The sequence below is a fragment of the Runella rosea genome (genome assembly GCF_003325355.1).
Lineage (GTDB): Bacteria > Bacteroidota > Bacteroidia > Cytophagales > Spirosomataceae > Runella > Runella rosea.
Genome location: NZ_CP030850.1, coordinates 5623206 through 5636783, shown reverse-complemented (window position 1 = coordinate 5636783; position 13578 = coordinate 5623206). Strand labels below are relative to the sequence as shown.

Annotated in this window: 10 protein-coding genes; 5 read left to right on the top strand and 5 right to left on the bottom strand. The window is 45.9% G+C overall.

Annotated elements, in window-relative coordinates:
* The first annotated feature begins 37 nt into the window (after positions 1-37).
* The gene (locus DR864_RS23310) at positions 38-1648 is read left to right on the top strand and encodes a hypothetical protein (RefSeq protein ID WP_229599458.1); all 1611 of its coding nucleotides are present in this window, start codon (positions 38-40) and stop codon (positions 1646-1648) included.
* Positions 1649-1704: 56 nt separating this feature from the next.
* Here the strand turns inward: DR864_RS23310 and DR864_RS23305 are convergent, their stop codons facing one another.
* The 3 genes from DR864_RS23305 to DR864_RS23295 form a co-directional block, all read right to left on the bottom strand.
* On the bottom strand, positions 1705-3054 hold the full coding sequence (locus DR864_RS23305; protein ID WP_205319155.1) for a putative porin: 1350 nt from the start codon (positions 3052-3054) through the stop codon (positions 1705-1707).
* Positions 3055-3180: 126 nt separating this feature from the next.
* Positions 3181-4794: an apiosidase-like domain-containing protein gene (locus DR864_RS23300; protein ID WP_114069217.1), complete on the bottom strand. Its 1614-nt coding sequence runs from the start codon at positions 4792-4794 to the stop codon at positions 3181-3183.
* A 128-nt stretch (positions 4795-4922) separates the two neighbouring features.
* On the bottom strand, positions 4923-5267 hold the full coding sequence (locus DR864_RS23295; protein WP_114069216.1) for a winged helix-turn-helix transcriptional regulator: 345 nt from the start codon (positions 5265-5267) through the stop codon (positions 4923-4925).
* Positions 5268-5397: 130 nt separating this feature from the next.
* Here DR864_RS23295 and DR864_RS23290 point away from each other — a divergent pair, with 130 nt between their 5' ends.
* From DR864_RS23290 to DR864_RS23275, 4 genes are all read left to right on the top strand, one after another.
* Entirely contained in the window at positions 5398-6162 is a 765-nt protein-coding gene (locus tag DR864_RS23290; protein WP_114069215.1) for a type 1 glutamine amidotransferase domain-containing protein, read from the top strand.
* A gap of 19 nt (positions 6163-6181) precedes the next feature.
* Positions 6182-6835 carry a hypothetical protein gene (locus tag DR864_RS23285; RefSeq protein ID WP_114069214.1) on the top strand — a complete coding sequence of 218 codons (654 nt, stop codon included), beginning with the start codon at positions 6182-6184 and terminating at the stop codon, positions 6833-6835.
* A 6-nt stretch (positions 6836-6841) separates the two neighbouring features.
* Positions 6842-7780 carry a bestrophin family protein gene (locus DR864_RS23280; RefSeq protein WP_114069213.1) on the top strand — a complete coding sequence of 313 codons (939 nt, stop codon included), beginning with the start codon at positions 6842-6844 and terminating at the stop codon, positions 7778-7780.
* Between the two features lie 84 nt (positions 7781-7864).
* Positions 7865-8479 (top strand): NADPH-dependent F420 reductase, encoded by a 615-nt coding sequence (locus tag DR864_RS23275; RefSeq protein ID WP_114069212.1) that lies wholly within the window; start codon positions 7865-7867, stop codon positions 8477-8479.
* A 28-nt stretch (positions 8480-8507) separates the two neighbouring features.
* Here DR864_RS23275 and DR864_RS23270 read toward each other — a convergent pair whose 3' ends face one another.
* Both DR864_RS23270 and DR864_RS23265 read right to left on the bottom strand, forming a co-directional pair.
* Positions 8508-12128, bottom strand: a complete 3621-nt coding sequence (locus DR864_RS23270; protein ID WP_114069211.1) for an alpha-L-rhamnosidase — start codon at positions 12126-12128, stop codon at positions 8508-8510.
* Positions 12129-12572: 444 nt separating this feature from the next.
* On the bottom strand, positions 12573-13445 hold the full coding sequence (locus tag DR864_RS23265) for a metallophosphoesterase family protein (protein WP_114069210.1): 873 nt from the start codon (positions 13443-13445) through the stop codon (positions 12573-12575).
* Positions 13446-13578 lie beyond the last annotated feature (133 nt).

Sequence of the window (13578 nt, the reverse complement as noted above, 5' to 3'; positions counted from 1 at the left end):
CTTTTATGCTTTTATAAATATGCCTAAAACCTCCTTCATGAAGCCCTGTCTCTTATTTCTGCTTTTCATCCTTGTCTCAGTTGTGGGCTTTGCTCAAGCACCATTTACATCGCAAGAAAAAGTAAATTTTGAGCAAGCCCTCACCAACGGCCAAGCCGCCAATGAAGCCTTTCGTCGGAGTCACCGTTTTTTGTTGGGCTGGCTCACAAAAGCCGACCCCGCTACGGGCCTTATTCCGCGTAATCTAAAAGAAAGTACCTGCATTTGGAACGCTTGGGACGCTGCGGCCGATAATTACCCGTTTATGGTCATGACCGCCGCGATGCTAGATAAGCCGCTTTTTGAAGGAAAAATGCGCGAAATGCTCGCCGCCGAAACCCGACTAACATCGCGCATAGGCCGCCTGCCAGACACTTACTCTTTTTGTAAAAAAGGCTTTGAAAAAAGTACAATTGACACCTCCCAAATTGTATTTGGCAGTGCAGAATACATGAAAGACGGGCTAGTGCCCCTCACCGAATGGCTCGGCCCCAGTCCGTGGTCAGAGCGGATGCTGGGCATTTTGGAAGACCTTGACAAAATCGTGGACGTTCCGACTCAAATTAAAGGAAATTTCTTTGGCAACAGCGCCGTCGTGGAAGTGGGCGGGGATTTGTTGCAAGTACTGGCACGGATGTATTGGCTCACCAAAAACCCCAAATGGCTGGCGTGGGGCATTCAAATCGGTGATTATTATTTAAGCGATGCCCATTTGCCTACGCGGACCCTCTCTCGCCTGCGTCTGCGCGACCACGGTTGCGAAATTGTGGCGGGCTTGGTTGAAATGTATGCCGTTGTCAATACGGCTAATCCCGCCAAAAAGAAGCAGTGGCAACCGTATTTGCACGAAATGCTCAATACCATTTTGGCCACCGGCCGCAATGAACACGGGCTTTTTTACGATGAGGTAAATCCGCTGACGGGTGAGATAGTACAAAAACGAATCGCCGACAATTTTGGCTATACACTCAACGCCTTTTATACCGTCTACATGATTGACGGAGTAGTTGCTTACCGAGAAGCAACGCTGAAAGCACTCAGCTCGCTTTCAGCCAATTACCGTAACCATGACTGGGAAAACGGCAGTGCCGACGGCTACGCCGACGCCATCGAAGGAACCCTGAATTTATACCTGAGAGAGCCGATTCCGAGCGTCAAAGACTGGCTCGAAAGCGAGATAAAAGTACTTTGGAATTTCCAAAAACCCGATGGAATTATTGAAGGCTGGCACGGCGACGGAAATTTTGCGCGAACGTCGCTGATGTATGCCCTCTGGAAAACTGCGGGTGTTCATATCTCAGACTGGAATCCTGAGGTGGTTTACGGTGCTGTAAACAACAAAAACAATATCTACATCACGCTGACTTCACACACGGCTTGGAAAGGGAAGCTCATCTTCGGAGCCAATTGGCACGCAGACCATCTCCACATGCCCGTTGATTACCCACGCATCAATCAGTTTCAGGAATGGTTTTCGATTGAGGCAACCAAGACCTATCGACTGACCATTGGCGATAAAACCCAGACCATAAAAGGCTCAGCGCTGATTGCAGGTTATCCCATTTCTCTCAAACCCAACGAAACGATTTACTTACGCTGCGCTCGCTGAGAAACAGGGGTGGGAGCCCACAACACGTCGATAAAACTGCGTTTACGGTCAGGGTATTAAAAATTAAAATGCGTTCGAAGCGTAAAAACGCCGTCTTTCACGTCGCTTTCGTAGCCTTTCACAGCCGTTTTTTCGTTGATGGGATGTTCATACCAAAAAACCACGCGGAGGTGCTGATTAACGTAATACACGTAGCCGCCGCCAAAAGTATCAAACCGAACATCCGCGCCCGTAAAACCATTTTTGGCGTCAATCTTTTTTCCCTTCACGTCGGTATTGGGATTGTACCAATCATACTTTAACACAAGCTGATGGTCTTGGCTCCCTAGGTGCTGAAGAAAGTAAAAATAAGCACCGTCAAATCGGCGCGTATACAGTGGCAATGGCATTCCCGTGCTCGAAACAGGATAGCTCCCTGGCGTGGTACTTGACGCCGCCGTTGCGGTTTGTACACCCCGAATGTATTCCGCCCGAAATTCAGTCTGCCCATTTTTGTTAGGAAAAACCAGTTGAAAATCGGCCCCCAGATATCGCCTTGGCGCAGTACGACCAATATTTGATGCCGCCGAGTCTTTTTCAATAATCGGCTTTCCATCGACTTTTTTGGCCGCATACATCAAGTCATTTTGGCTCGTTATTCCCCCAAAATAGCTGCTTATACCCCACGAAAGCTTGCCTCCCGACCTACTTATCGTACGCCGCTTAGAGCTGATACGCGCCACCACATCCTTATGACTATCGTATTCGGCCGTTCCAGTAAGCCCCTGACCGTTATAGATTCCTAAGTCAATCGCCAACCATTTAAAATTAGAATTCTTTCTTCGGGGATTAAAACTAAACATGAAGCCTAAATCACGCTCGGTTTGCACCAAAGTTTGTGACATTCGCCCGCGCTCGGGAGCCTCTCTAAACGCCGATGACAACAAAACTTCATGCCCAAACGGTCGCGCCATCACGCCCGCCGAGAAGTGAAATAAATCCCATTTATGTTCAAAAACCCGTCCCCAAAAATCGCGAATATTGACCCCACGCTCGGTACCATCAAATTGAAACACAAAATAAGTCGAAGGTCGTCCGTCGTCGGTCAAATGCGAAAAATCGGCCCGAAATCGCCCACGGCGCAGGCGAAAGCGATTGTTGACCTGCGGTCCGAAATCCCCGCCATTGTAGATATTTCCACCCGCTCCGTTCGACTCAGCCACCTGAAACTGTGGCTGCAGATAACCGCTAAATCCTATTTTACCCAGGCGGCTATTGAGCGACAGCATACTTTTCCCGATCCGGGTGGTGGTATCAATCATATCGGTCAGTAAGCCACCGTTATTATTAGTTATCTGCCCAATGGATTGAAAACTGTAAACAATAATAATGGAGGAAAAAGAAAGTATTATTTTTAAGCGTTTCACTAGCGGGCGTTTTGTACGGGACCATAAAAGTACCCTTGAACAGTTAAAAAATTAACACAAAGATAAAGATTTGGTAACAATGACTGCATAAAATTAGGTTAACCTAAAGCATATCCTGTAAAACAATCACTTTATCTCTTTGATTCTCAATGCCATGTAGGGACGCAGAGGTAGTCTAACTTTCTTGAGGTCTTTGTCGAACAAACGATAATCCGTTTCGGGACCCGTTTCAAAAACGGTCGGAACTGCCTGTACGGTCATGTCCCAAGTGTCTATGATATCTATCTTGAAACGCCGACCGGCCGTGAGTTTAGGTCCTTCGCCATTTTTGGCAGGGAGGTTAAATACCCACGAATCATTCACCTCATTGCCGAAATACACAAAATAATAGCCTTCGCCCGCAGAAGAGGTGCGATAATCGCGGCTCACATCGCTCATCGACAGTGGCGAGGGAGCTTCTTCGAGGATTTTTCGGAGAAAAGCAAAACGCTTCCAGCTAGTACCTTTAAATGGGCCGCCTTTGGCCCAGAAAATAGTATCGGAGGCATCCTTAAACATGTACGACTCACCGTGCGTCACGTACGTGCCCGCCATCACACCTACCCACGCCAAGTGGGTCATCTCCTCTGGACTGTACCGCCCCCAGCGCGATTTTAAGTTTCCTTCATACCCCACCTCGTCTAATATAATGGGTTTGTGGTACACATTGCGCAGGGTCGACACGCCGCCCGAATGCCGAACGGGTGCATCATCCTGAATACTTGCGTGGGTAAACGCTGGCTTCCAGTAGTCATAGTAAGTAGCCGTAGAGCCATGAATAGAACACAAATGACGGTACGGGTCAGACTCCACCACGGCTTGGGTAAGGGCATCCCAATCGGCAACGGTTTTGGATTTTACATAATCCCACTCATTGGCCAATGACCACCAGACATTCCGAAACGACGCCAGCCTCGCCGTCAAGTATTTGATATACTGCACATTGACCTCATGAGGCATGGCATCAAACCCCCAACGACCTTTATCGTAAGGATGAAACAAAATCAAATCGGCCTCAATACCCAGTCGGTTGAGGTCGTCGATGCGTTTTTCGAGGTGTTGAAAAAAGGCGGGATTAAACTGCGTAAAATCCCACACGTTGAGTACGTTCCCTTTTTCGTCCTTTTTCACTTCGCGCACGGCAAAAGGATACAATTCAGGCTCTTCTTTCACCAATTCGTAATTTTTAGGAAAAACGCACATTCGAATCTTGTTAAATCCAGAGTTTTGAAGCGAACGAAGCGTTTGCTCTTGCAAGCCTTGCCCCATGTGGGTCCACGCGTAGGCGGTCGTACCCAAAGGATAATACCGCGTGCCGTCGGAGTACTTAAAGTGATGCACATCGCTCACTTTGACGGGGCCACGGTTATTACCCGTTGCGTTGACGCATTCAAACGAGCCTTTTTTGTTATTGAGTTCTTTTTTGTTGCTTGAGGTTGTGTACGTCCAAGTACCAGTTTGGGTGGGCATACACCTCACTTTGAAATGGTTATTGCCGTCATAAAACCCCGCGACCGTAAAAGTAGTATCGGGGCCCACAAAGCGGGCGGAAAGTTGTACCTCACGAAAAAGGTTCCCGCCCGACGCGTACGTCCATTCTGCTTCAAACCTAGCCCAACGCTCTATTTTGGGCTGTGCATACAGCTCCAACTGAACCAAACAAAAGAGGTAAAAAAAGACTTTCGGCTGTAGTATATTCATTGCGTTTTTGGGTAAATAAATAGTGTTAAGTACGTTAGCTATTGATTGCCTAACATCCGATGGCATCGCCATATACCCACCGTTGAACGTGAGTGAGCTTGGCGATGAGTTTGCAGCAATGCGTTGTTTTATAGTTTTTTATTTTCTTTTTCAATTAGTTGGTTTCCATACTCCCTTATTTGGGTTATGAGAGGTATGACTTCCCTTCCTTTCTCCGTCAGCGAATATTCTGTTTTGGGCGGCACAACGGCATAAACTTGTCGGTGTACATAACCGTCTGCTTCCAATTCCCGAAGTTGAGTGGTGAGCATTTTATCCGATATGTGCGGTATATCATTCCGCAACTCGCCGTAGCGCATGGTGTGGTATTTCAGTCGCCACAGAATCGGCATTTTCCACACGCCTCCGATCTGTTCCATCACCAATTGAACAGGGTTGTAGTAGACTTTCCCTTTAAAAATAAAATCAGGCATAACATAAACTATTGATTTTCAAATACTAACCAAAAAGTATGTATCGCACTTTTTGGTGATACTCTTGGCAAAAGTAGGTATAGATTTAAACTTTGTAACATCATTTCAATAAATTTAATAATCCTCAAAAATGAGTGCAATAACAGAAGTTCAATCTTATGTACATTTTCACGGTGCGCCCACAAAGGGCAAAATCCTCATGGTGGCAAGTTCGCCTTCTATTTCCCAACAAACAGGCTGGCCCATTGGCTTTTGGGCGGCTGAGTTAACCCATCCCCTTCGGGTGTTTCAAGAGGCGGGCTACGAAGTTGAGTTGGTCTCAACGGAGGGTGGCAAGTTAATGATGGATACCTACTCCAACCCCACAGACCCAAGCGGTTATTCGGCGCATGATGTCATTTCGTTGGGCTATATGCAGCAAAAATGGTTTAACGATTTGCTCGAAAATACCCCAAAACTCACTGAAGTCGACACTAAAAACTACGTTGCTATCTTTTTGGTGGGCGGTCAAGGCCCGATGTATACCTACCGGGGCAACAAGGATTTGGAAAAACTCTTTGCTACCTTCTACGAAAGTGGCAAGCCAAGTGCCGCCGTTTGCCATTCAACGACCCTGCTTCTGGAAGCCCAAAAATCAAATGGCCAACTGATTGTAAAAGGCAAAACGTGGACAGGCTTTGCCGATGCTGAAGAAGAATTTGCCGACCAAGCCGTGGGGCAAAAAATCCAACCTTACCGCATCGAAAGCGAGGCCCGGAAAATTGAAGATACAACGTTTAAAGTAGCGGCCCCTTTTTCGGCTTACGCCATTGCTGATGGCAATCTAATTACGGGGCAACAACAAAATTCAGGGGCAGCAGCGGCCGAGTTGTTGGTCAAAATGTTGGACAAATAGCATTCTCACCTATTGTCCAATGAACCCTAAGTTTTTGTACATCATTGTCCCGTTGTTGTGGGCAAGCGTTGTGCAGGCTCAAATTCCTGTGGAAGTTTTTGGTGGCGACAAAAAAGCGAGTTTTGACGTGATGTTTTTTAAGTTCTTCAAAAACAAAGAAGGTCAAAATAGCCACTTCCTTTTTTTTACACGAGAGCGAGCAGTGGTTGATTACAAACAAACAGCAACCAGCAATTTGCCGCAGTTCGGCTTTACGGAAGCCCTGTCGTACAATCATCCTGCGTTTAAAGGTTTTGCGCCTGTGTTGGTCGGGCAGGTATTGAATAGAGGCACGTTTGCAAAAACAGGCATTCAATACGCCCATGTTTCAAAAACGCTCACGGTGTTTGGTTGGTCGGTTGTAGCGTTAGAAAGCAAGCCTGACCTTGATTTGTTTTTGCTTTTACGCTACACCCCAACATTGGGTAAAAAATGGTTTTTGTTCAGTCAAATTGAGCTAATAAACGCCTTCCCGACGAACAAAACCACCCATTTTAGTTTTACCCAACGCTTGCGTTTGGGTTTAAAAAAGGCGGATTGGCAGTTTGGTTTAGGCGGCGATTTTTCGGCGGTCGGTCGAAAAAACTACGCCAGTACGCAAAATACAGGTTTATTCATTCGTCACGAATTTTGAAAGCGCATGATTTTAAGAAAGATATTCAATCCTATCGCTGTTGTACGCTACATGCGCTGGGAATTGGCGACCTCCACGTTTTTATCCACGGCTGTTTATTTTTTATATCACAATCAGTATTTGGGAAAAACCAGTTTGCCGTTTTCTGTGGCGGCTATTTTGGGTAGTGCCTTGGCAATTTTCTTGGCTTTTCGCAACAACAATTCCTATAACCGCTGGTGGGAAGCCCGCACGATTTGGGGCAGCATCATCAACAACAGCCGTATTTTTGCACGACAGATCATTGCCAATGCCGATAGTGCTTTGTCAAGTGGTAAGGTAAGTGCTGAGCAAATCAACGACTACAAAAAAGAAATGGTTTATCGTCAAATTGCTTTTGCGCACGCTTTGCGCTTGCACCTTAGAGGGCAAAAATCGTTGGGAGAAATGAAACATTTGCTCTCAAAAGAAGAATTTGAAGATGCCGTTCAAAAGCAAAACATTCCCAATTATTTGCTGTTTGTACAAGGCAAACGTATCAAAGACGGAATGAAAATCGAGATTTTGGGTGCATTCGACAACATCAGTTTGGAGCCGACTTTGGCAGGTTTCAACAATTTTCAAGGAACTTGCGAGCGCATCAAAAGCACGCCTTTACTGCGGCAGTACCATTTTTTTACCAAGCTATTTTTGTGGGTTTTCATCGCCATATTGCCATTTGCGCTGATGACAGATTTCTCAAAAATGGGCACTCCTGCCCTGATGATGCCGGTGAGTATTTTGGTTTCTTTTGTGTTTGGTGTGATGGGCAAAGTCGGTGAAGTAAACGAAGACCCTTTTGAAAACCGCATCACCGATATTCCGATGTCGGCAATGAGCAATACGATTGAGCGGGACTTGAAAGAAATGCTGGGCGAAACAGAATTGCCGCCAAAACACAGCCCGCAAGATGGTTTTTTATTCTAAACAAATAACTTTTGCGTCGTATCTGCCTTTAAATTTGTGTAAATCGGCAGACGAAGACGACACTTGCATCAAATATTTAAAATCATGAAAATAGCCATTATTGGTTCTGGAAATGTCGGCGGCGCATTGGCGCAACAATGGATTAAGGCGGGCCATAGCGTTTTGATTGGCGCAAAATTTCCATTAAGCCACAAAAATATTCGACTTGCTACCAAAATTGGCGAAGATAGGTTTACTAATATCCCGTTTGCGGTTAAACAATCTGACGTGATTTTGATTGCCACGCCGCCGACTGCCATTTTTGACATCATCGAACAAATGGGGGACGTATCGAATAAAATATTGATTGATGCGACCAACGCCGTGCGACAAAAGCCCGCGCCTTACGACACCGTCTATCATACTTTAACGGATAAAACAGCCGCAAATGTGGTCAAATGCTTCAATTCAACGGGTTTTGAAAACATTTTGAATCCCGTTTATGAAGGGCAAAAAATAGATATGTTTATGGCAGGCGACAACGCCGAAGCCAAACAAACGGCTCACCAGCTTGCTATTGATGCGGGTTTTGGCCATTGTTGGGACTTCGGCAAAGGTGACAAAGTGTTGTTACTAGAGCAATTTGCGCTGTCGTGGATAAACCTCACCATCATGCAAGGGCATGGGCGAGAAATTGCTTTTCGGGTGCTAAAGCGGTAAGGTCTTGTTTGCTGAAACCAAAAATACCTTACTCTTTTATCTCAAACGCATAACTTCCCGAAACTAAGGGGATAATCACGCTTCCATTTTCTTGCTTCACGCCTTTCCAGGTGGCTATGCTTTTGCCGCCTTCACTAATCTGGTTTGTGCTTTTGGCCGGCAAATACAGCGTGGCTGATGTATTGGCGGGCACGGTGGTTTTGTAAATCCATTTGCCGTTTTCCCATTTCCATTCACTGCTAATTTTACCATACACCGAATCATAATACCCTTTGGCAAAGGTCATTACTTTATCGGGGTCGGGGGTGGGCTTGAGGACAATTTGTTTGAAAGCAGCACTTTCGGGGTGGCGTTGAATGCCCAACGAATAATTGTACATCCACGACGCCACGGCACCAAACGAGTAGTGGTTGAAGGAGTTCATACTGTTGTTGCCACCAAATCCGTTTTCGACGGTGTACGAGTTCAAGCGCTCCCAAATCGACGTTGCGCCGTTGACCACCGAATACAACCACGAAGGATAGTTTCTTTGTTGCAACAATCGGTACGCCATGTCGTGGTTGCCGTTTTCCGACAGGGCTTCGGATATGGAGGCGGTGCCGATAAATCCCGTCATCAGTGAGTACTCAGGACGCTCAATGCCGCCATCGTCTTTGTTTTTTCGCTGAATGGCTTCGTTGAGATACTTCACGGCAAAGGGTTTATTTTCTTCATTGAATATCCCCAACGCCAACGGAATGGCATAAGATGCCTGCGTATCCATGAGTTGTCCTTTGTCAGATTTTTGCTCGGCTTGCTGCTGACCGGGAGGGCCCATGCGAGCCGCTCTTACACCCGACTTGACGGTCCGGTGCGTGGTTTTGTCAATGTACACCTCGTTAAACTTCGCTTTGACGGCGTTGTGCTGCGTCATAAAATTGGCCGCTTCTTCGGTTTTTCCCAGAATGGTCGCCACTTTCGCCATGATTTCCAAGTCGTAGGCATAATAAGCCATCCAGAAAAGCGTATTGTCATTTTTACCATTTTCGGGACTCAACCAGTCGCCCAGCGGCCCTTCGTTCAGAATACCCGTTGCCTTTTCTACTTTGGTTTCCAAAAACGCTACGTACTTTTTCATGGCGTCATAATGCTCTTTTAGCAGCTGCACATCACCGTATTGTCGATACGTTTCCCAAGCAACCACGATACCCGCGCTGCCCCAGAGGGTTCCGCCAAAACCACCGCCCATGGGAGCGACGTCGGTAAAACGGCCGCTCTCGGCCTGCACGTCGCGCATAGCCAAGAGATGACGACGGAGAAACAAATCGGAATGAGTCAAGTAAGTAGCGCTGCGCGAAAACACCGAAATATCGCCGCTCCAGCCCATGCGCTCGTTGCGGGCGGGGGTATCGGTAGGAATAGAAAGGAAATTGCTGCGAAGCGACCAAGTAATGTTTTGCCAAAGTTTATTGACCAACTCGTTGGAGGTTTCATAGTTTGACGAAAGGCCTGTAATTGAACTGATTACCAAGCCTTTGACTGAGGCGGCAGGAACAGATTGGTCGATGCCCGTGATTTCGACATAACGATAACCGTGAAAAGTAAATCGGGGCTGAATGGTTTCGTCACCGCCTTTCAGAATGTAGGTATCTTGGGTAAGGGCTGCGCGGATATTTTCCATCATCACCATTCCTTCATTCCCCTTATAATCAGGCAAATTCGGGTATTTTACCTCGGCATAGCGCAGAATAATCTCCTGTCCTTTTTTACCGTTTTTGATTTGAATCTGCGGCACACCCACCATGTTTTGGCCCATATCGTAGACAAACACTTTAGGACGGACTTCTTCTACGCTGCGGGCTGTGAGGGTTTTGACAATACTTGCATTGTCGCCCATTTGCCCGACGAGTTTGAAGTCTTTATACTCCAGCGACGACTTTCTACCCATCGCATCCGTGAAAGTCCCCACATACGCCGTGCCCTCAAGCGGCACTTCCACCGCCGATTTCCAGCCATTATCATTGTACGAAGCCAGCGACCAATCTTTTATCAAGGCTTCTTTGCCCGCATCATAGACTTCCCCCTGGAAGAAACTTCCGTAGCGAACGGGTCCGTCAGTAAAGAGCTTCCAATCGGTAGGATTAGAGGTAATAATTTGCTCAGAGCCATCAGAATACGTAATTACCAATTTACTCAAAAGCGATTGACGGTCGCCGAAAAAATTCCAGCTTTCACCGCTAAACGTGATGTTTCCGCTCCACCAACCCTCGCTCAACCAAGCCCCAAGGGCGTTTTTGGTGCCCTGTTTCACCGAAGCCGTCACGTCGTAGGTTTGGTACATGTGGTTTTTGTTGTACTGCGTCAGGCCTGGATTGAAGTAATCATTACTCACCCGTTGACCGTTCAGATACATCTCATAAATCCCGCGCGCAGTTACGTACAGACGGGCAGTTTTGATGGATTTTGCCTGCGTCGCAAAGGTTGTTCTGAGCATTGGCGCCGCATTTTTGCTCGGATTAGCCAAAATTAGGGCATTGCCTTTGATTTTATAAGCGCCATTTTCAACCGTCAGATTAGGTGATTTAAAGATTCCAGCGTAAGACGCCGAATTGAGTTTTTCCGTAAATAAAGCGTTGGAAGGGAAACGGTAATTTTTGATGGTTACTTCCGAAAAATGCACCGTTTGGCCATTTCCCACCCCAAAACCAATATCGGCCAACATCGGAAAACTGATGTAGTTGTTACCACTACCGACGGGGTTTAGGTTGATACCCCGCGCACCAAAGCCACCTCCCGCCGCTGGGCCCGTTGTTTTTTCTTTCAGTTTGTTATCGTTCTCTCTTCCATCAATGTACAATTCAAACAGCCCAAAATTACAGTCGGCAAACACCCTATGCTTTTCGTATTTGTTGGCGTTATTAATGAGTTTCTGCGGAATCTCAAGGCTTTTGAAGGGCACATCTGCTTTGTCGTCGAGCGTATAGCCTACCCGATAAATGTGCAGTTTTGCCAATCCTTCGGGAGAATCATTTACGCCCGAAATGTCCAATTCAAACGCGATATAACTTTGATTATTACCCGTTTCAACGCCCATTAGATTCAAGGCTTTTTTCATCAACCGCTTATCGTTTCCGCCAAACAAAAACGACGCTTTGGTCGAATTGGTAGCTTTATCAAGTTGAATACCGTATTCAAATTTGAATACCGACAGATAATGCGAATAAAACACCAAGTCATCCTCGCCGCCACCAATCCATCGGGCACCCGACCAAGCCGAGACACTTGGGTTCATCAAGCCCGTTTCAAACCACGAACTGCTTGATACAGTAGCGTTTGCATTGTCCCAAACCGTGACTTTCCAAGTATAACGCGTGGTGGCTTTCAGCGGAGTGCCAGCGTATTCGATACCGTGAGAAATATCGGAATTGACTTTTTTAGTATCCCAAACTACCTGATTATTAGCGTCGGTCACCACGATTTGATAGGCTTTTTGGGTATATCCTCGTTTGACATCCAAAGCCTTCATTTGCCAGCTAAAATGCGGATTGGCAATATCTATTCCCAAAGGTTTTTCCTGATAATCCACGTTTAGATTGACGATGGACACAGCCGCAAAAACGGGAGCAATCAGGGCGGTCAGCAATAAGAGAATAAAGGAGAATTTCTTCATAGGTTTTAGATGATTTCAGAGATGAGAAGGGCGTTATTTAGGCACAGATTGGACAGTATTCTTTTGTAAATTCAAAAGAATAACAATTTTATACCATCCTTATCCTGTACAATCCTAATATTGACTCAAAGTGAGACAATGAAAAGAGGTGGGTGCATACACCCACCTCGGCAACGTTGAAATTTTAGAAATGGAGGTTATCACTCTTGGTGGTATTTTCACCGCTAAGCTCACTGAATTTGGTAAAAAACACTAACTTCGGCAGAAAATTATTGGCAAAACAGCTATCGGGCGAGCAACGATCGAAGCCTTAAAACTGAATCGCCAGCCATTAACAAACCTTAGACGCGCCCTAATTGCCATCGGCGAACATCCTCCTAAATAACGCTACAAATAGTACGCCGCGCTGCGACTTATCTTTATCCTCCTTCTATTTCACATGAATTAGTCTTTATCCTCATATGACACAAACTCATAAGTAGCGTGGCCCCCAGATACATTAAATTTCAAAAAGCCCCTTGAACCATGTGTATTACCGCGCCAAGATGGTCGTCCAGCGATAGACCCACCAGTTATGTAGTGGGTTTTTCCCGCTATATTTAAGTCCTCAAACCAGTGAATATGCCCTTGAAGAACAAATTTGAGGTTATGGTCTTTAAAAAGGGTTAAGACTTCGTTACGGTTAGAAACTGGGGGCTGAGAGAGATAGCCGTTTTGAGGAGGATACAAGTCATGGTAAGTTGTAACCAAAGGAATATGGGCTACCACCACCACGGGGGTTTCGGGTTTTACGGAACTGAGGTCATTTTTTATCCATTTTAACTGACCTTCATCCACTCTCCCGATATACTTATAGTTATCTACATCCAGAACGTTTAAGACTATGAAATGCCATCCTTTGTGGTCAAATGAATAGTAGGGATCACCAAAATATCGCTTAAACATGCCCAGTTTATAATCGGGATGTGAGGAATCCTCTGGGCTTTCCTCGTATATTCCAAAGAGGTCGTGGTTTCCTACGCAATTGTAAACCGGGACTTTAAATCTACGGGTCTGAGTGAGGTAATAGGTAAAAAGAGAATCTCCTTTTGCCCGATTCCCCCGCATGATGTCAAAAATCTGGTCTCCTCCTGAAAGTACAAAGTCAGGTTTTATTTGCTCTATTCGTTGTACTACTTTATTGAATGCTTTTTCTACGACGGGGTCGGGGCGCAGATGCATATCAGTCATAAATACGAAGGAAAAGTTTCCGTTTTGGGCCGAAACCGTATCTAAACATAGACAGAAAAACAAAGCAAGTAGAAGGTGCTTGATCATGAAAATACGATTTTTAAAGGTATAACTGAAAAAAGCACTGTTTAGACTATGGCGTTAGATAAATCAAAGAGATACAATTATTTCGCTCTTAGTGGTGTTTTCGCCGCCAAACCCCTCTGAAGTTGGTGAAAAA